This is a genomic window from Strawberry lethal yellows phytoplasma (CPA) str. NZSb11 (assembly GCF_000397185.1).
Classification (GTDB): domain Bacteria; phylum Bacillota_I; class Bacilli_A; order Acholeplasmatales; family Acholeplasmataceae; genus Phytoplasma; species Phytoplasma australiense.
Genome location: NC_021236.1, coordinates 363,897 through 385,729 on the forward strand (window position 1 = coordinate 363,897; position 21,833 = coordinate 385,729).

The window sequence follows — 21,833 nt, forward strand, 5'->3', positions numbered from 1 at the left end:
GAGTTAATGCATAAAAATGGACACTCAATCAAATATATTAGAAAAATTAAGAAAAATGCAAGAAACAATTGAAAACGTACAAAAACAATTGGAATTACAAGAATTTATTGGAAAAGCTGGAGATGTTGTGATTGTTTTGCAAGGAACTAAACAAGTTATCGATGTCATTATTGAAAAAAACAACGATATCGCCCATTTGCAAGAAAGCATTTTATTGGCTTTTAACATTGCTTTAAAAAAATTAGAAAAAGCTTCAAAAGAAATTATGAGCCAAGTGTCAGGCGATTTATCTCAATTATGAAAGATTGATAATTGAGTTTAAAAAATTAAAAAAGGTGATAATTAATTATGAAAAAAACAAAAAAATCCAAATCGCTTTTAGAAACAGCTTATGAAATAGCTAAAAAACAAAATAAACCAATTTATATTTTTGATTTATTAGAACAAACACAAAAAAAACATCAAATTGAAGAATTAAAAGATTATAAAAAAATCAATCAGCTTTATTTAGATATTACTTTATCCGGGCAATTTGTTTTTTGCGATGAGAAACATTTAATTATTAAAGAAAACCACAAAGAACATTGGGATAAAGATTTTTTTGAAAAGCCAAAAAATAATCAAGAAGAAGATTCAGAGCTTCAAAAATTAGATTTGGAAGATGTTGTTTCAGAAAAACCCGAAGATGAAGACGAAGATACAAGTAACAAAGATGATGAATTATTAAAAAATGATGATCATGATGAAGTTTTAGATGAAGATGATAAAGAAGAAGATTCTGAAGATTTATCAGATGATTATGAATATTTTTTATAATAAAAAAAATATTTTTTATTTTTTTAACACTTTTCAAGATTTCAAAAAACATAATTAGTAAAGAGGTTTAATATGTTTTTAGGCTTATATAATTACACTACTTACCTAACTTATCTTAATTTATTAAGTGGTTTTTTTGGGATTATTTTTGCTGTTCAAGGTCAATATATTCCTGCCTTAATTTTTCTTTTGCTTTCAGGGATTTGTGATATGTTTGATGGTTTAGTGAGTAAAACCAAAAAAAATCGCACTCTTTTTGACAAAAGATATGGTGTTCAAATTGATTCTTTAGCTGATATAATAAGTTTTGGAGTTTTGCCAATTTTTATCAATTATTCTTTGGCTTTCAAAAACAATAAGCAAGAATATCCTTTTCATGAGTATTTCATTTGGCCTGTTTGGGGACTATACCTTTTAGCTGTTTTAATTCGATTAGCTTATTACAACACCTTATCTGAAAATGATATCAACAAAGGTTCAAAGAAGTTTATTGGTTTTCCTGTAACAACTTCAGCAATTGTCTTCCCTCTTTTGGGATTCTTTACAAAGTTAAATGATTCTTATCCTTGGTTTAAGATTCATTTAGGAAGTATCATGATTTTAACTTTTTTGTTTCTTTGTGATAAAATTATAATTCGAAAGCCAAAATACAAAAAAACTATTATTATTTTCGGTCTTTTTGGTCTTGTTGAAATATTTATTTTATTTGGAGTACACATCTTAAGGACTCGTAGTTAATGAAAATCGTTAATTTAGAAGGAAAAGTAATTCAGGCAACTACTGTTTCTTCCATCCAAAAATTTTTATACACTAACTTAGACAAAAACTTTTTTAAAAGAATCCTTTTAAAAATACTTATCACAAAGCCTATTTCTTGGTTATTTACTTTGTATTGGAAAACACCTTGGTCATGCAGTTATGCAAATAAAATCATCCAAAGACATCAAATTGTTTTAAAAAATTTTGAAAAACAAGAATTTAGTTGTTACAATGATTTTTTTACTAGAAAATATAAGCAAATATCTTTTGACACAAACATCTTTTCTTTCATAAGTCCTTGTGAAAGCAAATTAAGTATTTATCCAATTAAAGAGAATTTTTTTTACCAAATTAAAAACACTAATTATAGTTTAGTTGATTTATTGCAAAACAAAGAATTAGCAACAGAATATCAAAACGGATATTTACTTGTTTTTCGCTTAGAACCTCAAGATTACCATCGTTATCTTTTTGTAGATCAAGGATTTTTTGTAAATAAAACTAAAAAAATTAAAGGAAAATTGCATACTGTAAACCCCATTGCTTTTGAAAATTTTGATGTTTTTAAAGAAAACACAAGAGAATATAGTATTTTACAAACTAAAAATTTTGGAAAAATAGTCCAAATGGAAGTAGGAGCTTTATTGGTTGGTAAAATCAAAAATCACCTTTGCAAAAATTTTCAAAAAGGTGAAGAAAAAGGTTATTTTGAGTGTGGTGGGTCTACTATTGTTATTTTAGTTAAAAAAAATACGGTTCTTTTTGACCCACGCATCTTAGAAAACACAAAAAAAAATTATGAAACCCAAATTAAAATTGGTGAAACAATTGGAAAAAAAATAAGCGGGTAATTTTTTTGTTTTTTTAACCTTCAATATTAATTTTAATATCTTATTAAAAAAACTAAAGAAAGGACTCAAACACTTGAATAACAAAAAATTAAAATCAAAATTTATTTTTATTACCGGAGGAGTCGTTTCGAGTTTAGGAAAAGGAATCACTGCTGCTTCTATTGGAAATATTTTAAAAAATCGTGGTTTCAAAGTTAGTATTCAAAAATTAGATCCGTATATAAATATTGATCCAGGAACTATGAGTCCTTACCAACATGGCGAAGTTTTTGTCACCAACGATGGTGCAGAAACCGATCTTGATTTAGGACATTATGAAAGATTTTTAGATGAAAATATGTCTAAAAGTTCTAATATTACTGCAGGACAAATTTATCAAAGCGTCATCAACAAAGAAAGAGAAGGAAAATACTTAGGAAAAACCGTACAAGTAATTCCTCACATTACCGAAGAAATTAAAAAAAAAATAATCAAGGCAGCTATAGTTCATCAATCTGATATCGTAATTGTAGAAATTGGTGGAACTGTTGGTGATATAGAATCGGCACCTTTTTTGGAAGCTATTAGACAATTTCGTTATGAAGTTGGTTATCATAACGTTTTGTATTTGCACACTACTTTAGTTCCTTATTTAAAAAAAGCCCAAGAAATAAAAACCAAACCAACTCAACATAGTGTCAAAGAATTACGAGCTTTGGGAATACAACCTCAAATTTTAGTTTTAAGAAGTGAAATTTCTATCAACAAAGAAATTAAAAATAAAATAGCTTCTTTGTGTGATATCAACCCTCAAGCGATTTTTGAAGCTTTAGATGTAGATATTTTATATCAAATTATTTTAAATTTATTTGAACAAAGGATTGACCACTTTATTTTAAATCATTTTCAATTGCCAAACAATATTCAAATCGATTTAAAAGATTGGCGTTCATTAATCAATTGCATTCAAAACTTAAAAGAAAAAGTAGTAATTGGTTTGGTTGGCAAATACGTTATCTTGCACGATGCTTATTTATCTATCGTTGAATCCTTAAAACATGCTGCTTATTATTACAATTCTGATATTGAAATTAAATGGATAGATTCTGAAAAATTAAATTCAACCAATGTCAAAACTTTATTAAATGATTGTGATGGCATTTTGGTGCCGCATGGTTTTGGACCTAGAGCCATTGAGGGAAAAATTTTGGCTATCCAATACGCACGTGAACAAAAGATTCCTTTTTTTGGGATTTGTTTTGGAATGCAGTTAGCAGTTGTTGAATACGCAAGAAACGTATTGTTTTTGGATGGCGCTAACTCTACTGAAATTGATGAAAAAACTCCTCATCCAGTTATTACTAAAAAAATAAAAAATAGTAATTTAGGGGGGACTTTAAGATTAGGTTCTTATCGTTGTTGCCTTCAAAAAAATAGTAAAAGTGAAGCGATTTATCAACAAACAACTATTTATGAAAGACATCGTCATCGTTTCGAAATGAACCCTTCTTATGTCTCTTTGTTTGAAAAAAATAATGATTTCTTAGTTTCTGGTTTCAACCCTGAAAAAAATTTGGCAGAAATAATTGAATTAAAAAACCATCCTTGGTTTGTGGCGGTTCAATTTCATCCTGAATTTTTATCAAGACCATTAAAACCTCATCCTTTATTTAAAAGTTTTGTTGAGGCAGCTTTATTAAAAAACGGAAAAAATATCAAAAAATCTAAATTGTCATAAACGTTCTAAAGAACCTTAAAAATTTAATCCTTTATTTAAAAATATTTTTGAAATATCCAATCAAAACAACTAAAAAAATATCAAAAAAAGCTAAATTGTCATAAACGTTCAATTTAGCTTTATTTATTATAATGAAGAAATTAATCTTTCAATCTTGGAATTTATTTCATATGACTTGTCTTCAATCTTTTTATAATTTGTTTCATTAATTTCATCTTTTTTATTAATTTCATCTATTATTGTTTTTAATTTAGTATGTAATTCTTTTATTTCTTTAATTTCTTCAGGTTTTTGATTTTTATAACGTTCAATAACGAGATGTTTGATTGTTTCTAATTGATTCTCGATGGATTTGATCTTATTTTTGGTTTTTTTAGATGTGCTTGATTGATTTTTTTCTAAATCTTTAACTAAGGTAACTAGTTTCTTGCCAGAGCTTCTTGCCCAAGTTTTATAAGGAGAGAGCCAATCGATAGGTTTAAAAGAAATCCAAAAACCCAAGCCTAAATACAAAGAAGTAATTATAAAAATAACTCCAATAATAATTTTGTTTCTTTTGGTAATTACAAATTTCATTTTGTTTATCATACCTTTCTTGTTTTGTTTCTTTTTTAGTATAAACGCATTAAATGATTGTAAGTTTCTTTATTTAACTTTTTTAAAAAGTTTTTGCAAAATTTTTTCATCTTTTTCATCAGGTTCTATTTGGATAATTTTTTTTTGATGCAATAATTTATCAATGTAAAAAACTGAAGTTTTTTTATAATGTAGTGCTTCTTCGATAATTTCCTTAATTTCTTTATGGCTAAATTCTTGTTTTTGATACCAATTTTTAATTACATCTAGTTCATAAGAAACTAATTCTTGGCCTTTATTTTGTTCTATGAAATCGATCGTTTCTTGAATTAAAGTTTTTTCTAAAACTTCTTTTTCTTTCGAAAAGTCTTCTAAATAAATTTGTTCTATTTTTTGAAAAGTGAGGTTAAGGGAAAAAACTTCAATTATTTTATTTCCTTTTGTTTCTTGTAAAAGCTCAAAAAAACCTTTAGACAGCAAAGTTTCTAAAATATTTTCAACTTCATTTTTACTAATGCCGGTTTTTTTAGCTAAAGCGTTAGAAGAAAAAACTCTTTTTTTAGAAAAATCAAATAAAAACATTAAAACAACCAGTTCTTGATAAGTTAAATTTAATCTTTGATATTCTTGAATTAATATTTTTTCTATCAGCAAAAAGCCATCTTCATAAAGTTTTTTTAACATAATAATACCTTTTATTTTTTAATAACTTTTAATAATGACTCTCTCGGGGGGGTTATTTTTTTTTATTTGTTTTTTTTATTTTGTATTTTATTTTGTAATTGTAGCAAATACAAAAACCTTACCCTAGTTATCTTTTTGCTAATTTTGATAACGCTTCTTGAGCGGCTTTTTGTTCTGCTTCTTTTTTGGTTGTCCCTTCACCGCTCCCTAATATTTTTTTGTCTAAATAAACTTCGGCGATAAATTTTTTGGAATGTGCAGGTCCCTCTTCTGAAACTATTTTGTATTGAATAATCTTTTTTTCGGATTGTACTATTTCTTGCAATTGTGTTTTAAAATCAATAATGTCAATTGCTTTTGGCAAATGAGGAATGACCAATCTTTGAAAAACTTTTTTAGCGGAATTATAACCCAAATCTAGATAAATAGCACCAAACAAAGCTTCAAAAGCATCAGCAATAATGCTTTTGGTATTAAAATCTTTGTTTTTTTCTCCTTTTCCTAAAAAAAGATAATTTTGTAAATTAATACTTTTGGCATAAATGGTTAAAGACTTTTCACAAACAGCTTGAGCTCTCTTTTTAGTCATAACGCCTTCATTTTCCTTATTTTTTTGGTATAAATAGTCTGCCATTAAAAGTCCAATAATAGCATCGCCTAAAAACTCTAATCTTTCATTGTTTTCTTGCAAAAATTCTTTTTCATTGGAATAAGAACTGTGAGTTAAAGCTTTGCGGTATAAAGCGATGTTTTTGGGAACAATATTTAGTTTTTTTAAAAAATGTTCAGTATTCATGATGCTTGTTTCTCTAATATTTGACTAATTTTTTGATTAATATTGGCCGCAATCATTTTTTGAGCTTGCAAAATAGCTTGACAAAAAGCATAAGCTTGAGAAGATCCATGAGCTTTAATAACGACTTTATTCAAACCTAAAAGCATTGCGCCACCAATTTCACGAGGGTCCATTTTTGTTTTAAATTTTTGCAATTCTTTTTGAAAATATATTTTCGTAATAATTTTTTTAATAGAATTTTGAGTCATAATTTGCTTAATGTTTTTCATAAAGTTAAGGGCCGTACCTTCATAAGTTTTTAAAGCGATATTAGCAGTAAAACCATCACTTAATAAAATATCTGCTGAAGTTGTTAAAAGATTTTGAGGTTCTTCATTTCCGCCAAAATTAATAAGCGATGATTGGCTTAAAAGTTGATAAGTTTCTAAATCTATTAATCTTCCTTTGTTTGCTTCGTGACCAATGTTTAAAAGTTTTACTTGGGGGTTTTTAATTGACAAAACTTCTTGCGCAATAATAGAGGCGTAATGTGCAAAAACTAATAAATGTTGCGGCTTTAACTCCACGTTAGCGCCTGCATCTAACAAAATTCGTACTCTGTTATCAAAAGATTTAAAAATGGGAGCTATAGCTATTCTTTGCATCAAAGGAATTTTTTTTAAAATTAAATGACTAGCTAAAACTAAAACTTGAGTGCCACAAGCAGAAACAACCCCTTTTACTTCGCCGTTTAAAGCTCCTCTCAGGGCCAAAAATAAAGAAGCATCGGGTTTGGTTTTTAATTGGTCTCTAATATTTTTATCACTCATTGTTAAAAAATGTGGAGTATGTTTAATAATGATTTGTTTTTTTTCAAAAAAACGGTTTAGGCGGTTTTTTTCAATGATAGGGGTTATTAAAGTTTGATCACCATATAAAACAATTTCAAGCAAAGGGTTTTTTTCTAAAGCTAAGCAAGAACCTTTAACAATTTCTAAAGGAGCAGAATCGCCTCCCATAGCATCAACTGCTATTTTCATTTTCATCAAAAAATACTCCTTTTGAGACAAAAAAATTCTTTTTTTATCTATATAATTGCTTCATTAACTTATAAATTTGTTAAATCTAATCATAAGATATTATAACATAAAAAACGGTCATTTTGCAAATAGCTAATTTGGATTTGTGGTTTTGGTCCAAGGATTTAACCTGTATTTTGCGTTCTTGTCTTAATTCCTTTTTTTACGCAGCAAAAAAATTAAACAACTGATTTGTCCTTGCAAAAAAATAAGTATAAGTAAAAGTTTTTGAATATCTGTGTTGATAAATAAGCAAAAGATTTTTCAAAGGAGGAAAAAATATGTCTAAATATGCGTCATTACTTGCTAAAAAAATGCTTTTTATGAACTTATCAATAATTTTATAAATATTATTTATAATAAACTTGAATATAATATATGCAAAAAATTAAAACCCTTGTAAACTTGAGGGCGATTTTTTTTGATTCAAAAAAACTAAAAAAGATTTTATTTAATTAATTTGTTTTGTTGATTTGAAGAGATATTAAATTATCTATTTGATTTTTATTTTTAAAGAATATTTTGGAAAACAAAAAAATGTCTAAAAAAACATCATATCCTCAAGATAATGATTGAAGCTGAACGCACTTTGCTAGGAGTTTTGCTTTTAGATTCTTAAAAAAATAGATTCAGTTAGCGATATGATTGCAGAAACTAATTTTAATATTGCTCAAAACCACCTATTTTTAAGGCAATGAAACAACTGCATCAAGATTTCATGAAATAATTATATTTCTGTGGGTTGCACCTTAAAAACTAAAAAAATTATTAAATAAAATTAGAATTGATTATTTAATTGAATTAGTGGAGGCTACCCTGAAAGTGAATGTTTAGAAACATTGGGCCATTAGGTTTTTTTCAACAAACTTCAAATTCTTAATCGCTCTTTAAAAATTTAAAATAAGTTGTTTTTTTCATATCTTTTCAGAAGAAAAAAATTTCATAAAGTTAAAAAAACATCTAATGATTTTTAATATTTTATAAATTTTTAATCGAAAACAAAATTAAAAAAAATCAAATAAAAAAACAATCCTTAACTTTTTTCTGTGTTTCTTCTACTTTAACTTTTACTAAATTATAATAATGTTTTCTTTGTTATGCTACATATTTTTAAACTATTTTGGGTTTATCTGTGTTATACTTTAAAAGTAGTTAATATGAAAAAATATAGTTAAATAAAGTAGCAGGAATTAAATCAATGACACAAAAAGAAAATAAAATATTCAACAAAAAAGAAAAATTAAATAAATTAATTTTAGAGGGGAATCTATTAAAATCTTTATTAGTCGTTTCTTTTCCTATTATTGTTTTTAATATTTTTAAAGTTTTATTCAGTAATATCGATTCTTTGTTTTCTATTGGAAGCCCCAATTCGAGTGAAATGGGTAATTTTATTCAAATTTCAAAATCCATTCAAGCTATTATTGATTCAATTGGGGTATCTTTGGGCATTGCAGGAGTCACTTTAATGGTTTCAGAAATTGCTAAAACCAAAGATATCTACAATCCCAAAGCTCGTCAAATAGCATCTTTGACTTTCGTTTTATTAATCTCGATCAGTGTTTTATTGTTTTTTATAATGTTTTTGATGGCGCCAGTTGTTTGTAATATTATAGGGTTAAAAGGCGATTTGATAAAAAATTTTATTTCGGCTTTTAGATTAAAAATGTTGGGAGTTATTTTGTTAGCTATCAATGTTTTTTTCTTAGGAACTGAAAGAATTTCGGGAAAAATCAAAAAAGTCTTAATTTTGAATTGCATTATGATGGGTTTAAAAATTGGGTTAAGTTTTTTAATTTTTCACGGATTAGGTTGCAAAACTGCGTTAGGACTGGAAATAGCTTCTGTTTTGGCTCATGGTTCTATTACAATAGTGGCTTTTTTTACCCTTTTAAATAAAAAAAATCCTTTTTGTTTAAATATTCGAGATTTTAGTTGGAAAAATGTCTTAAAAAATAAAAAAATAATTAAAACTATTTTTAAATTCGGGTTTACTTTAATGTTGGGTAAAATTTTGTATGAATTTGGCAGATTATTAACTTTATATATGATCAAAAGCAGTACTAATGCTCCTTTTTTAGGTTTTCAAGGTTTTGGCGAAGGCACTTTAAAAAACATGGGGGTTGCCGATGGGGCAATTAATTTATTTGTTCAAATAGCTTTTTCTTTGAAAGAAGGAGAATTAATGATTGTTTCTGAAAATCTAGGCAATAAAAACCCTAAAAGAGCAATTAAAACTTTAATTATTACTTCCATATCTGCTTTTCTTATTTTTGGTTTGACATACTTAATTTGCGCCCCGACAAAATATAAAGGATTGGGTTATGGAGATCAAATATACTTATTTTTTAAAAATTTAGGTAAAAATGGAAACGATATTGACAAAACCATCCCGCCTGGTTTTTCAGAATTTTTAATAGGAGCCATTTTAACAACTGGACTTATCACAACTCAATTAGAAGTTATCTCCACTTTTTTAATTGCTTCCAAACAACCAAAATATGATTTGTTTTTAAATTTTGGACGTGTTTTTCTTTTTAGAATTCCTTTTCTTTATTTATTTAGGCATTACTGGTTAAAACCTGGCCACACTTGGGAATATCATGTTTATAGTTTTGCTAATTTCTCTTCTAATTTGATTATGTTAATTTTTATGCTTTTTTTATGCCTACGTGTTATTTTTAAAATGAAAAAGAGGGACATTGCAATCACAAAAAAATAATTATTTTATCATCTATATTTGACTTAAGTTTTTAACTTCTCATCATGCACTACAAAAAAATTAAATATAATGAGATGATGAAATAATTTAAAGACACTTTTTGTTTTTTAAAAAAAATTTGGGACTGACTTATTTTTTAGTCGGTCTTTTTTTGTACTCAAAACTAAAAAAATAATTTTCACATCTTTTCCAAAAAACGTTTTTAGAAAAAAAGAGGGGATGATGGATTCCAAAAAAACAATAATTATTTAAAAAAAGTTCAAAAGACAAAAGAATGTAGAAATATGGGGCACCAAAGAAGCCCGCTTTATCGTGGAATCTAACCAATTCCCAGTGCCGATAAACACTGAAAGTATATAAACGGTTGCGCTGTTATGTTTTTTAAACAAACTTCAAAATCTTAATCATTCTTTAAAAATTTAAAATCGGTGGGCATTTAAACTTATAGACGTTTTGTTTTGATTCATTTATTTTGTTAGGTTTAAAGAATGTGAAATTATTTAATTGATTTTTGGTTTTTAAATAATAATTTTCACATCTTTTCTAAAAACGTTTTTTTTAAAAAAACACTGTCATAAATTACAAAAAGATAAAACAAACAATATAACCTAAATAATTGATGAATTTAAAACCAGATCATCAAAAAAAGAACTAAAAAACTAAATACTATTTTGACGCAATAAGAACTAATAAAAACACAAAATAGCAAATATAGTATTTTATGTATTCGTTTGTAATTTATTGGTAGAAAAATAAAGCATACAAAGTGTTTTTAAACAAATTTAAAAATCTTAATCGCTCTTTATCTTTTAGGGATAAAAAAATAATTTAATAAAGCAAAAAATATCTCACGATTTTTAATGTTTTGTTAATTTTTAAACAAAATGAAAAACCAAAAAAATATTAAACAAAAGAATAAATATGTAAAAAAGTTTAAAAATTTAGATATTAAAAAACTCCAAAAGCAAATTTGGAGTTAAAATAAAGGATTTATTGTTGCAAAATAAAAGGTTTGATTTTGAAATATCGTACAAAAAAAATATTTGTTTTGATTGCGGGTTTTATTTGTTCTCCGCAATTTAATATACCTGTAAAGGTGCATGAAAACACCTACAATTAGTCAAATATTAACCTATGTTAATAGAGTCAAAAAAATATTTTTTTAATAAAATTTGCGAAAAAAACAACAAATATGGTTTTTTTGATATTCAATTCAATACGACATAAGTTTAAATGGAGTTAAATATTTGTATAAATCGGCTAAAAAGTTTGGGCACTTATTTTTCTTTATTAATTTTTTATTCTGAAAAGATATGGAAAAATATCTCTGATTTTAAACTTGAGTGATTAAAATTATAAAGTTTATCTAAAAAAAGGAATACTTAAACAATTATTTGCTATTTGCTTTATTTTTTATTTTAACAATGTTTTTGCAATCAGGAAAACGGCTGCAACCCAAAAACGAACCATAACGACTTTTTTTAATTAATAAATTACCTTCATTACATAAATTACATTTTTGATCGGTTTGGTTTGAATGATCGGAATCTTTTGATTTATTTTTTTCTTGAACTTTCCAAGGAGAAGTGTTTTTGCAATCAGGAAAACGGCTGCAACCCAAAAACGAACCATAACGACTTTTTTTAATTAATAAATTACCTTCATTACATAAATTACATTTTTGATCGGTTTCAATAGGTTTTATTTTTTCGAGTTTTTGATCTGCTATTTGATAAAGTTGCAAAAAATTTGTATAAAAAGTTTGCATTAATTGTTTATTATCTACTAATCCTGAAGCAATTTTATCTAAATCGGCCTCCATTTGTGCCGTATATTGATAATCAAGGAATTGCTTAAAAAAAAGTTCTAAGTTTTGAATGGTTAAAATGCCTTGTTCTGTGGGTTGAAAACGTTTTTCGATCATATCAACATAAAATCTTTTTTTGAGAGTAAAAATAATTTGCGAATAAGTGGAAGGCCTTCCAATGTTCAGTTTTTCTAAAGTTTTAATTAAAGTGGCTTCAGAAAATCGAGCTTGTGGAGTAGTAAACTTTTGAAAAGTCTCTATTTTTTCAGGAAAATAACTTTCATTTAAATTAAAAGTTGGAATAATTTTGTCTTGAAGGTTGTCTTTTAAAATTTTTTGATAACCATCAAATGTTTTAATTAACCCTTCAGTTAAAAAAGAATGTTTTTCAACTTCAAAAAAAACTTGGTTTTTTTGAAATATAGCCGGTTTCATCAAACTTGCCAATGATCTTTTGTAAATAAGATCATAAAGTTTATATTCATATTTATCAAGATATGACATTAAACTTTCTGGTGTTTTTGATAAATCCGTAGGCTTAATTGCTTCATGAGCATCTTGGGCCTTGTTTTTTTGATTTTGTTTAAAAACTGCTAAATATTTTTGACCATATTTTTCCTTAATTAATTTTTGAGCATCTTTTACAAATACTTCTGAAAACCTAGGAGAATCAGTACGCATATAAGTGATTAATCCAATGGATTCTCCTTCAATATCAATCCCTTCATAAAGTTTTTGAGCTACTCTCATTGTTTGATTAGAAGTCATATATAAATTATTAATTGCTTCTTGTTGCAAAGTCGAAGTAATCAATGGTTTTTTTGGTTTAGAAAATGTTTCTGTTTGTTTGATTTTTTTGACTATAAAAGGTTTGTTGGTTATTTTTGCAACAATGCCTAAAGCTTCTGCAGATTTAATTTTTTTGTTATTAGGGTTTTGGTATTCGGCTTGGAAAAATGGAAAAAAAGCAGTAATTAGATTGTATTCTTCAGGAACAAAAGAATTAATTTCTTTTTCTAAATCAACAATTAATTTTAAAGCAACCGATTGAACTCTTCCTGCAGACTGAGATTTAATTCTTCTAACTAGGCGTGACAACTTAAATCCGATAATACGGTCAAGCATCCTTCTAGTTTCTTGAGAAAAAACTAATAATTCATCAACTGTACGAGGATTTTGCAAAGCTTTTAAAACTACTTCTTTAGTGATTTCACGAAAAACAATTCTATTAGCCATTTGAGGATTTAAATTCAAAACTTTTGATAAATGCCAAGCAATCGCTTCACCTTCTCTATCGGGGTCAGTTGCTAAAAAAATTTCTTTATTTTTGGTTTTTTTAATCAAAGACTCAACTAAAGTTTTTTTTTCTTTAATAATTTCATATTTAGGAATAAAACCATTTTTAATGTCAATTCCAAGTCTATCTTTTCCTGATAAAGATAAATCTCTAATATGACCTTTGGAAGATAAAATTTCCACTTTATCATCAAAAAAACGGCTTAATGTTTTAATTTTGGCAGGAGACTCAACTATAATAACTTTTTTTTTCATTTAATTCCTCGTAAAAGTATTTAACTTAATTTCATCTGTTTTTGAAAAAAATCATCTAAAGAAGGCAAAATATCTAAATCAAAATTCATTTTTCCTAATCTACCTTCTCTTGTTTCTTTTAAAATCATTTGATAAACTTTATTCCGATCAATTTGTTGATTTTTAGTATAAATTTTTCTTTTTTCACCAATAAATTCCACAAGATCATCTGCGCGCGAATCAATTCCTAAATTAAATCTTTTTTTCAAACTGTTAAAATAATGTTTTTGTAAATAATTTAACGTATGTTTTCCTATTTGATCTAAAGCCAAAGTTGAATCTTTGAAGCAACCAGTTAATGCTAAACTTAAGTTAATTTTTGTTTCATCAACGTTATGAGATAAAATTCCTGGAGTATCTAAAAATTGAATATTAGGGCTTAAAACTTTAATCCATTGATTTTTGATGGTAGTGCCAGCCAAATTAGCAGTTTTTAAAACTTTTTTACTAGCAAAACTATTAATTAAAGTTGATTTGCCAACATTTGGCATCCCTACTATCATTATTTTAATGTTGGCTTTGTTCGAAAAATTATTTTTTTGAGATTGGATTTTTTTGATTGCTTGTTCATATAGAAAAAATTTTGGATTTTGTTGGATAACATCAATCGATAAGGAAGATATTGCTTTTTTCAAATAATATTTGGTAAAATGAGCTGTTTTATGATTATCAGCTAAAGAACTTTTATTTAATAAAAATAAAAAAGGTTTGTGGCGTTGTTGAATCAAAGACAAAACTTTAAAATTAATGCTAGAAAAGGGAATTCTTGCATCTAAAATCATGAAAACTATATCAACCAAAAACAAATTATTTTTAATTTGATCAAAAGCTTTTTTCATATGACCGGGGAACCAATTGAATGTTTTCATTTGTTTATTCCTGCTTTTTTTAAAATAAAAGTCTAATTATTTTTAATATTAATAAAAGATTTAGAAACTTTTCGTTTTTTTGATTTCAAAACAATGGCAAATTTGTTTTACTTGTAATAGTTAATTTAAAACCTCAAATGATACACAAAAAAAGAAATCTTATAATTGAACCTTGAAGATTGAATTTTTTACTTAGTCTTTTTTTAATGCCTTTTAAAAAAGAAAAAACAAATACATTTGAAAATATTTGCTATATTCAAAAATAATTGTTATCAGTTTTTTAATTTTTAAAATGAGTCTTAAAGGTTGATATATTTAAATTGGAAACATTTTAAATTTATATATAAAAAAAAGCCAATGAAATGTTTTTATTTGTTTATTCCTATTTTTTAAAAATAAAATTTTAATTTGTATCATCAGAAAGAGATTCCAAAACTTTTTTTAAATCTTGTTCAACGTCATTTTCAGGTTCAAAAATCTTCTTGCTATAAATTTTGTAAAATTCTTCTCCTGTAATAGAGATCAAAGAAACACCTATTTGAATAAAAATCAATTCCAAAGGTTTATCAAAAACTAATTTTTTAATCCAATGAAAGGGATTCAGGAAGTTTTTGACATTACCAAAAGTATTGACAACTTTTTTAGTTTTCTGGTATTTTTGAACAATATTTTTCTTAACGATTGCTCCCCTGATGACAAAAATTCTTTTTAAAGTCATTTTGCGAAATATTCTTAAAATTTTATTTTGAAAAATATTGTCAATTCGTTTGTTAATGTAAAGCATTAAAATTAAACTTTCTTCAATAGTTAGTTCTAAATAAGGATATTTGGAGTCGGGATAAAAATGTTTAGGAATTTCTAAAGTTAGTTCTTTTAATGATGCAAGCAAAAGATTGCCAAAATTATCTTTATCTTTTTTTATTTTAGCTTTAAAATCTTTTCCTTTGGCATCAATTAATTCGATAATAGTATCTCGGTTAACGTCTTTTTTTGCTGGCCTTCCTTTAGCAAAATCTTTTTCGATTCTGCGCAAAGCCAAAAAGAAATATATAAAAAAAGCAAAAACCAAACCACTAACAAAACCACTAATATAAGTAATAAAAAAATTAAATTGTCTTACTATATCCCATAAACTTGACAAAAATTGCACAATATTTTATATCCTTTATTTCTTTTAATTAATTTTTTCTAACAACTATTTTCATTATATAACAAAAATCGTTTTCAAAAAAATAAAAAGTTAAAACTAATAAAATTAAAATTATTTGTTATTGTCTCTGGATAAATACAATCCAGTCTCTGTATTAACAATAATCTTTTCGCCTGTATTAATAAAAAGAGGAACTTTAATAACTAATCCTGTTTCCAAAGTAGCATCTTTAAAGGAATTGGTCTTAGTATCCCCTTTAACTCCTGGTTCTGCATAAGTGACTTTAAGAGAAATTTTATCAGGTAAACTGATTGTTAAAATTTCATTATTATTGTAAAAAATAATTTCTACCAATAACCCTTCGTAAAGATAATGAAGTTTTTCTTTTAATTGATCTTTGTTGATTTCTAACTGCTCATATGTTTGGGTATTCATAAAAATATATTTTTCTTGAGAAGAATAAAGGAATTGCATTTTGATTTTGTTAATCAAAGCAGGTTCTAATTTAATACCAGCGTTAAAAGTGTGATCGATAACACTTCCTGTTCTTAAATTTCTTAATTTACTTCTTACAAAAGCAGTTCCTTTTCCAGGTTTTACGTGTAAAAACTCAATAATTTGATAAATTTGATTGTTAAATTTAATTGTTTGACCTGTTTTAAAATCATTTGTATTAATCATATTTTAACTCCTTTTGTGCAAAAAATCAAAGACTAATTGAAAAACTTTTTTTTCTAAAGAAGGGGATAAAGCATCTACAACAACCGGTTGCAATTGGTTTTTAAACCAAGTTTTTTGTCTTTTAGCGTATTGCATCGTCTTTTGACAAATTTTGTTTTTAGCCTCTGTTATACTATATTTTCCCTCTAAAAAATCTTTAATTTCGCGATAACCAATAATGTTAAAATTAGCTTGGGGGAAATTAGTTTGAATGTCTTTTACTTCTTCAACAAAACCTTCGTTTAACATCTTTTCTAGCCTTAAAACAACCCTGTTTTTCAATTCTTTGCGATCAATATCAAGATAAAAAATTAAAAGTGAATATAAAGGGACATTTTTTTTAGTTTTTTGAGACCTTAAATGACCTGAAACAATATCATAATAAGAACTAATAATACGAAGGGGGTTTTTGGTATCCAAAACTAATTGAGGGTCTTTTTCTTTGATAATCGCAAGCATTTTTTGTAAATCTTGTTCGCACACATTTTGCGGCATTAAAGGCTTGGGGGTTAATTCATAATCAAAAAGAGCTGCTTTTAAATAAAGGCCGCTTCCTCCCACAAACAAAGGATTGTTGATATCCTTAATTTTTGCGCGTGCACTTTTTTGAAAATGATAAATACTGTATTTTTCTTCAGGAGGAAGAAAATCTAAAAGGTGGTGTTTAACTCCTTCCATTTCTTCTTTTGTAATTTTTGCAGTTCCAATATTATATTGCTGATAAATTTGAGTAGAATCACAATTAATTATTTCTAAATTAAATTTTTTGGCGATTTTAATAGAAAGACTTGTTTTTCCTGAAGCTGTAGGGCCTGTAATAGCGATTATTTTTTTCATAATAATTCCTTTTGTCGTATATCTTAAAGGATCTTAAAGATGGTTTTAAATAATTATTTTCAAAAAAAGAAATAGATATGAATTTTGTTATTTTTTCAAAAACTAAAATGAATATTTAAAAATTTTATTCTTCTGATAAATTAATTTTTTCAATTTTTTGTTCTGGTTGTAAAGTTAATAAAACCCCATTTAATTGCCTTTTTCCAGTTGCATTTGGTTTGGAAAAAACTCTATTTCCCAAAAAAGACTCAATAATAGGTCCGCTTTCTTTTCCAATGACACCATCCCTAACCCCTGTCATACCAGCATCAGTAATATAAAGGGTTTTTTTAGGGAAAAGACAGTCATCATTAGTTTGAACGTGAGTGTGAGTGCCTACAATTGCATTAATACGACCATCAAAATAATGGGTAAGGGCAATTTTTTCACTAGTGGCCTCAGCGTGAAAATCTAAAAAAGAAAAATCATATTTGGATTTATTTTGTTCTAAAACTTTGTCAATCGCTTTAAAGGGGCAATGAAGCCTTGGATTAAGAAAACAACGACCCAAAGCATTCATCACTAAAATTTTTTTATTATTGCATTCCACAATCTTATAACCTTGCCCTATTTGTTGAAGGTCGTTAATGGGACGAATAACATTAGAATCATCGATAAAATCTTTGATTTGTTGGTTTTTCCACACGTGATTTCCCATAGTAATTAAATTAACGCCAATTTTTTGTAGTTTTTTATAAATTTTATAACTCAATCCTTTTCCATTATCAGAATTTTCAGCATTAGCAATAATAAAATTTGGTTGATAAGTTTTTTTTAAAAAATCTATGTTTTCTGAAAAATAATCCATTCCTGGTTTGCCATAAATATCTCCAATAAACATTATTTTCACAATCATTCTCCTCATTCACTAGAATCTAGCTAGTTCAATGGCTCTTGTTTCTCTTATAACAGTAACTTTGATAACTCCATTATAACTAATATCTTTTTCTATTTGTTCTTTAATTGTTCTTGCAATTGAAGACATAAAATGGTCGTTGATTGCTTCTGGTTTAACAATGACTCTAATTTCACGACCAGCTTGTACAGCGTAAGATTGAGCAACTCCTTTGATAGAGTTTGCAATGCTTTCTAATTTAGTTAATCTTTGGATATAATTTTCGATTGATTCTTTTCTGGCTCCGGGTCTTGCTGCACTGAGAGTATCTGCGATAGCAACTAAAGCTCCAATTGTTGTATCTGCAACTTGATCTTCATGGTGAGAAGCAATAGCATCAATAACTTCTTTTTTTTCTTTATATTTATAAGCTAAAGCAGTTCCGATTTCAACATGACCACCTTCCATTTCATGATCTAAGGCCTTACCGATATCATGAAAAAGCCCTGCTCTTCTGGCAATAATTTCGTCTTCTCCCAATTCTGCTGCTAGTTTTCCTGCCAAAAAAGCAACTTCCAAAGAATGTTTTAAAACATTTTGAGTATAACTTAAACGAAAATGTAATTTTCCTAAAAGTTGAATTAAATCAGGATGAACTTCGCCGATTTTAGTCATAAAAACAGCTTCTTCGCCTAATTCTTTGATAAAATTATTAACTTCTGAAGTTGATTGTTCTAACGCTTTTTCGATACGAGAAGGATGAATTCTGCCATCTAAAACTAGTAATTCTAAAGTTTTTTTAGCAATTTCTCTTCTAACAGGATTAAAACTACTTAAAACTACCGTTAAAGGAGATTCGTCGATAATTAAATCTACCCCTGTCAAAACTTCTAAAGCTTTAATGTTTCTTCCTTGACGACCAATAATACGGCCTTTCATTTCTTCATTAGGGATATCAACAACACTAATATTTTTTTCTCCTGTAATATCAGAAGAATAACTTTGCATCGTTGAAATCAAAAGCATTTTGGCTTTTTTAGAAACTTCTAATTTCGCTTTTTCTTCTTCTTTTTTGATATACATAAAAATTTCATTAGCAGTCTTATTTCTAACTTCTTCCATAATAATTTTTTTAGCTTCTTCTTGGTTTAAAGAAGCTATTTGTTCTAGTTTGTTTTTTTGATTTTGTGAAATAATTTCTTGTTCTTTGATCTGCATTTCTAGCTTATTTTTAGTATAATTAATTTTTCGTAACTCTTCATCTAAATATTGTTCTCTTTTATTTAAGTTTTCTGTTCTATTGTTAAACAATTCTTCACGACGATTGTTTTTTTCTTCTAATTTAACTATAATATTAGTTCTTTCATGCAAATCACGTTCCATTTTATTTCTTAATGCGGATATTTCTATTTTGGCATTTCTAACTATTTCTTTTCCGTATGTTTCAAGTTCTTCTGACTTTTCTTGAACTTGTTTTTTGAATTTGGCTTGTTCTTGATGGATTTTTTTACGATTAAAGAAATAATAAAATAAATAACCAGTTGATATACCTAAAGAAAAAAAAACAACAGGAATAAAAATCGTATTAAACCCGCATGACACTTGATTTATACCTTTCTTTTTTATAATCTTTTTATTGATTGTTTTATGATTCATTAAATCATATGAAAATAATTTTTTAATATGATAAATAAAGAAATAAAGAAATTTTTTAATTATTTGAAATATTTTTTTTATTATTTAACTCTGAATTAAAGAAAAAAGAAAAAAATGAAAATAAAAGTTAATTATTATAAAAAAAATATTATTTTATTCGAATAAAATAATAAAAAGTGTAATAATAAAAAGTGTAATATTTTATCTTAATAAATATTTTTTTAAAAAACTGAAAAGCTAACCTTAAGAGATTAGCTTTTATATGAAAAAATAATTATTAAGATATTTTATAAAAAAAATTAGTTTCATAAATTTACTTTTTTGTTTTTTTGTCTTTTATTACCAAAGAAGTTAATTTATTAGGGATATCGTTTAAATATTTATTTACTTTTTGTGAATTAATCATTTTATCAGCTACAGTACCTAATTTATTTAAAACTTTATCTTTAACGATATCTATTTTAGATTGGGAGCTATTTTCTTCAGAAACAGCAGGCGTTGGTTCAATTAATGAAGTGGTTTCAGAAATTACATCATCAGGAGCTTCATTTTCAAAAAAATCCCGATAATTAATAAAGATGAAAAAACCTAAAAAAATAATGATGGAAAAAATCAAAATACTAATGATAATTTTTTTATTATATTGAGCGATCAATGTAAAACTTAAAAACATCCTTTAATTTAAAATTAAAAAAAATAAAAATACCAATTAAAAATTTAAATGCAAATTTTGGAGCACTTAAACAAAAAAAGGTAAAATACTAAATAAAAATAGTTTAGTATCCGTATATATTATATAATAAGCAAAAAAGATATTTACAAAGTTTTCGCTAATCTATAATTTTTTTTTACTTTCTTTTTCTCTCTTGCTAACTTCTAATAATTTTTCATAACGTTTTTGCAAGGTTTTTTCTTTTTTATCCATATCTTCGATAACATCTAAAGTTTTTTGTAAAGATGTTTTTAAATTATTAAAAAGAGTTTTGTCAAAATTCCTCATTGCTTCAAAAACTTTATTAATGCAATCCAATTTTTCTTCATTATTTTGAACACTTTCAAAAACTTGCAAATAATAATCAACTGAATTTAAAATTGCTAACAAAATAGAAGGACTGGCAACGATAACGTTTCTGCTAAAAGCAAATGATATTAATTCTTGATCTGCATTAATTTGAGAAAAAATACTTTCAGAAGGAACAAACATAATAGCATAAGGGGCTGAATCTTCTTGACTAACATAGTTTTGAACTTCTTTGATTCTTTTTTTAACATTATCAGAAAAACGTTTCTTTAATTCTATTTGATTATCGTCATTTAAGAATGTTAAAAAATCTCTTGTAGGAAATTTAGAATCAATTGGAATTTGAATAAATTTTCCATGCCCTTTACACATAACATCCACTCTTAAATGATGCCTGTTAATGGTTTTTTTCATAACAAATTGTTTTTGAAAAACCAATTTATCTTTAATATATGAAATGTTTTCTAAAATACGGTTTAATAAAAATTCCCCCGCCTGACCGGCTTTATCATTTTGAGACAACAATTTATGAATATCTTGCACACCTTGAAAACCACTAGCATTTTGCTCTCTTAAAACTTTTAAGGAGTTTTCAAGATTAGAAATTAAGTGTTTGCGAGTATCCTTTATCTCTTGGGTTAAACTATCCTTACTCTGATGAGTTAAATTATTTATTCTGATATCTAACATATTAAAAGATTGTTTTAAATCTTGAAAATTGTTTTCTAAAGGTTGATTTTTCAAAAAAAATTTACTTAAAATAAAAATTATAAAAATAGTAATAATGATTAATATAGCTAAAAGAATTAAGATTAAAATTTGCAATGTATCCATGAATTTTAATGGTTCCTTTTGTATATTAATTATTTTTCAACAATTTAAAAGTGATTTTTCGTTAATATTTAAAAAATTAATTGATTTAAAAAATGGCGTTTGAGAAGGGATTCGAACCCCCGACCGACGGCTTAGAAGGCCGTTGCTCTATCCTGCTGAGCTACTCAAACAAAACATAACAATAAATATTTTAGCATAAAAACGAAAAAAATAAACAAAGGAAGCAATTATTTTTTTAACTAATTAAAAATTTTTAATTATTAAAACTTTATTCTAGAAAATAAATTTCCTTTAAAAAATCAATCTATTCTTCTATTCTTATTATATTATAACAAATAATAATAACTTTTAAAAGCAAAAAAACAGTTAATGAAAAATATTCAAAATAATAAAAAGAATACACTTCAAAAAACTAAGTTTTTTTAATCCAAAAAATTTATTTGCACAAAAAACTAAAAAAAAGTTTATAATAGTAATGTAATTTTTTAAATTTCAA

Annotated in this window: 19 protein-coding genes and 1 tRNA gene; 6 read left to right on the top strand and 14 right to left on the bottom strand. The window is 26.1% G+C overall.

Going from position 1 to position 21,833, the window contains the following annotated elements; all coding sequences use genetic code 11:
• The first annotated feature begins 16 nt into the window (after positions 1-16).
• From SLY_RS01790 to SLY_RS01810, 5 genes are all read left to right on the top strand, one after another.
• On the top strand, positions 17-301 hold the full coding sequence (locus SLY_RS01790) for a YbaB/EbfC family nucleoid-associated protein (RefSeq protein ID WP_012359094.1): 285 nt from the start codon (positions 17-19) through the stop codon (positions 299-301).
• A 47-nt stretch (positions 302-348) separates the two neighbouring features.
• Positions 349-816, top strand: a complete 468-nt coding sequence (rpoE, locus tag SLY_RS01795; protein WP_015637925.1) for a DNA-directed RNA polymerase subunit delta — start codon at positions 349-351, stop codon at positions 814-816.
• Between the two features lie 72 nt (positions 817-888).
• Entirely contained in the window at positions 889-1,554 is a 666-nt protein-coding gene (locus SLY_RS01800) for a CDP-alcohol phosphatidyltransferase family protein (protein ID WP_012359096.1), read from the top strand.
• Positions 1,554-2,426, top strand: coding sequence for a phosphatidylserine decarboxylase (locus tag SLY_RS01805; RefSeq protein WP_012359097.1), 873 nt, complete (start codon positions 1,554-1,556; stop codon positions 2,424-2,426). Before SLY_RS01800 ends, SLY_RS01805 begins: the two co-directional genes overlap by 1 nt.
• 73 nt (positions 2,427-2,499) lie before the next feature.
• Entirely contained in the window at positions 2,500-4,143 is a 1,644-nt protein-coding gene (locus tag SLY_RS01810; RefSeq protein ID WP_015637926.1) for a CTP synthase, read from the top strand.
• A 126-nt stretch (positions 4,144-4,269) separates the two neighbouring features.
• Here SLY_RS01810 and SLY_RS01815 read toward each other — a convergent pair whose 3' ends face one another.
• The 4 genes from SLY_RS01815 to plsX form a co-directional block, all read right to left on the bottom strand.
• Positions 4,270-4,731 (bottom strand): hypothetical protein, encoded by a 462-nt coding sequence (locus SLY_RS01815; protein ID WP_015637927.1) that lies wholly within the window; start codon positions 4,729-4,731, stop codon positions 4,270-4,272.
• Positions 4,732-4,788: 57 nt separating this feature from the next.
• On the bottom strand, positions 4,789-5,403 hold the full coding sequence (locus SLY_RS01820; protein WP_012359100.1) for a DnaD domain protein: 615 nt from the start codon (positions 5,401-5,403) through the stop codon (positions 4,789-4,791).
• 127 nt (positions 5,404-5,530) lie between these two features.
• Positions 5,531-6,199 carry a ribonuclease III gene (rnc, locus tag SLY_RS01825; RefSeq protein WP_012359101.1) on the bottom strand — a complete coding sequence of 223 codons (669 nt, stop codon included), beginning with the start codon at positions 6,197-6,199 and terminating at the stop codon, positions 5,531-5,533.
• Positions 6,196-7,224, bottom strand: a complete 1,029-nt coding sequence (gene plsX / locus SLY_RS01830; RefSeq protein WP_200858678.1) for a phosphate acyltransferase PlsX — start codon at positions 7,222-7,224, stop codon at positions 6,196-6,198. The genes rnc and plsX overlap by 4 nt, the downstream gene beginning before the upstream one ends.
• Positions 7,225-8,455: 1,231 nt before the next feature.
• On the opposite strand from plsX, the gene SLY_RS01835 reads away from it, so the two are divergent.
• Entirely contained in the window at positions 8,456-9,979 is a 1,524-nt protein-coding gene (locus SLY_RS01835) for an MATE family efflux transporter (RefSeq protein ID WP_012359103.1), read from the top strand.
• 1,390 nt (positions 9,980-11,369) lie between these two features.
• Here the strand turns inward: SLY_RS01835 and topA are convergent.
• From topA to SLY_RS01885, 10 genes are all read right to left on the bottom strand, one after another.
• Entirely contained in the window at positions 11,370-13,337 is a 1,968-nt protein-coding gene (gene topA, locus SLY_RS01840) for a type I DNA topoisomerase (protein ID WP_015637930.1), read from the bottom strand.
• A 20-nt stretch (positions 13,338-13,357) separates the two neighbouring features.
• Positions 13,358-14,245 (bottom strand): ribosome biogenesis GTPase YlqF, encoded by an 888-nt coding sequence (gene ylqF, locus SLY_RS01845; RefSeq protein WP_015637931.1) that lies wholly within the window; start codon positions 14,243-14,245, stop codon positions 13,358-13,360.
• A 403-nt stretch (positions 14,246-14,648) separates the two neighbouring features.
• Complete coding sequence (locus SLY_RS01850; protein ID WP_012359106.1) at positions 14,649-15,395, bottom strand: hypothetical protein; 747 nt, start codon at positions 15,393-15,395, stop codon at positions 14,649-14,651.
• 111 nt (positions 15,396-15,506) lie between these two features.
• Positions 15,507-16,076 carry an elongation factor P gene (efp, locus tag SLY_RS01855; protein WP_012359107.1) on the bottom strand — a complete coding sequence of 190 codons (570 nt, stop codon included), beginning with the start codon at positions 16,074-16,076 and terminating at the stop codon, positions 15,507-15,509.
• A gap of 3 nt (positions 16,077-16,079) precedes the next feature.
• The gene (miaA, locus tag SLY_RS01860) at positions 16,080-16,952 is read right to left on the bottom strand and encodes a tRNA (adenosine(37)-N6)-dimethylallyltransferase MiaA (RefSeq protein ID WP_015637932.1); all 873 of its coding nucleotides are present in this window, start codon (positions 16,950-16,952) and stop codon (positions 16,080-16,082) included.
• A 124-nt stretch (positions 16,953-17,076) separates the two neighbouring features.
• Positions 17,077-17,841, bottom strand: coding sequence for a TIGR00282 family metallophosphoesterase (locus tag SLY_RS01865; RefSeq protein ID WP_012359109.1), 765 nt, complete (start codon positions 17,839-17,841; stop codon positions 17,077-17,079).
• An 18-nt stretch (positions 17,842-17,859) separates the two neighbouring features.
• Positions 17,860-19,482, bottom strand: a complete 1,623-nt coding sequence (rny, locus tag SLY_RS01870) for a ribonuclease Y (RefSeq protein WP_015637934.1) — start codon at positions 19,480-19,482, stop codon at positions 17,860-17,862.
• A 313-nt stretch (positions 19,483-19,795) separates the two neighbouring features.
• Positions 19,796-20,155, bottom strand: coding sequence for a hypothetical protein (locus SLY_RS01875; protein WP_012359111.1), 360 nt, complete (start codon positions 20,153-20,155; stop codon positions 19,796-19,798).
• Positions 20,156-20,317: 162 nt separating this feature from the next.
• Entirely contained in the window at positions 20,318-21,337 is a 1,020-nt protein-coding gene (locus SLY_RS01880) for a DNA recombination protein RmuC (protein ID WP_012359112.1), read from the bottom strand.
• A gap of 93 nt (positions 21,338-21,430) precedes the next feature.
• Positions 21,431-21,507 (bottom strand) — tRNA-Arg (locus tag SLY_RS01885).
• Positions 21,508-21,833 lie beyond the last annotated feature (326 nt).

Excerpts from the sequence above, each read along its gene's own strand:
- SLY_RS01835 (WP_012359103.1), top strand. The coding sequence starts at position 8,456 with ATGACACAAAAAGAAAATAAAATATTCAACAAAAAAGAAAAATTAAAT.
- SLY_RS01820 (WP_012359100.1), bottom strand. The coding sequence starts at position 5,403 with ATGTTAAAAAAACTTTATGAAGATGGCTTTTTGCTGATAGAAAAAATA.
- SLY_RS01815 (WP_015637927.1), bottom strand. The coding sequence starts at position 4,731 with ATGATAAACAAAATGAAATTTGTAATTACCAAAAGAAACAAAATTATT.
- SLY_RS01880 (WP_012359112.1), bottom strand. The coding sequence starts at position 21,337 with ATGGATACATTGCAAATTTTAATCTTAATTCTTTTAGCTATATTAATC.
- rpoE (WP_015637925.1), top strand. The coding sequence starts at position 349 with ATGAAAAAAACAAAAAAATCCAAATCGCTTTTAGAAACAGCTTATGAA.
- SLY_RS01790 (WP_012359094.1), top strand. The coding sequence starts at position 17 with ATGGACACTCAATCAAATATATTAGAAAAATTAAGAAAAATGCAAGAA.
- SLY_RS01805 (WP_012359097.1), top strand. The coding sequence starts at position 1,554 with ATGAAAATCGTTAATTTAGAAGGAAAAGTAATTCAGGCAACTACTGTT.
- SLY_RS01800 (WP_012359096.1), top strand. The coding sequence starts at position 889 with ATGTTTTTAGGCTTATATAATTACACTACTTACCTAACTTATCTTAAT.
- efp (WP_012359107.1), bottom strand. The coding sequence starts at position 16,076 with ATGATTAATACAAATGATTTTAAAACAGGTCAAACAATTAAATTTAAC.
- rnc (WP_012359101.1), bottom strand. The coding sequence starts at position 6,199 with ATGAATACTGAACATTTTTTAAAAAAACTAAATATTGTTCCCAAAAAC.
- plsX (WP_200858678.1), bottom strand. The coding sequence starts at position 7,224 with ATGAAAATGAAAATAGCAGTTGATGCTATGGGAGGCGATTCTGCTCCT.
- miaA (WP_015637932.1), bottom strand. The coding sequence starts at position 16,952 with ATGAAAAAAATAATCGCTATTACAGGCCCTACAGCTTCAGGAAAAACA.
- ylqF (WP_015637931.1), bottom strand. The coding sequence starts at position 14,245 with ATGAAAACATTCAATTGGTTCCCCGGTCATATGAAAAAAGCTTTTGAT.
- SLY_RS01875 (WP_012359111.1), bottom strand. The coding sequence starts at position 20,155 with ATGTTTTTAAGTTTTACATTGATCGCTCAATATAATAAAAAAATTATC.
- rny (WP_015637934.1), bottom strand. The coding sequence starts at position 19,482 with ATGAATCATAAAACAATCAATAAAAAGATTATAAAAAAGAAAGGTATA.
- topA (WP_015637930.1), bottom strand. The coding sequence starts at position 13,337 with ATGAAAAAAAAAGTTATTATAGTTGAGTCTCCTGCCAAAATTAAAACA.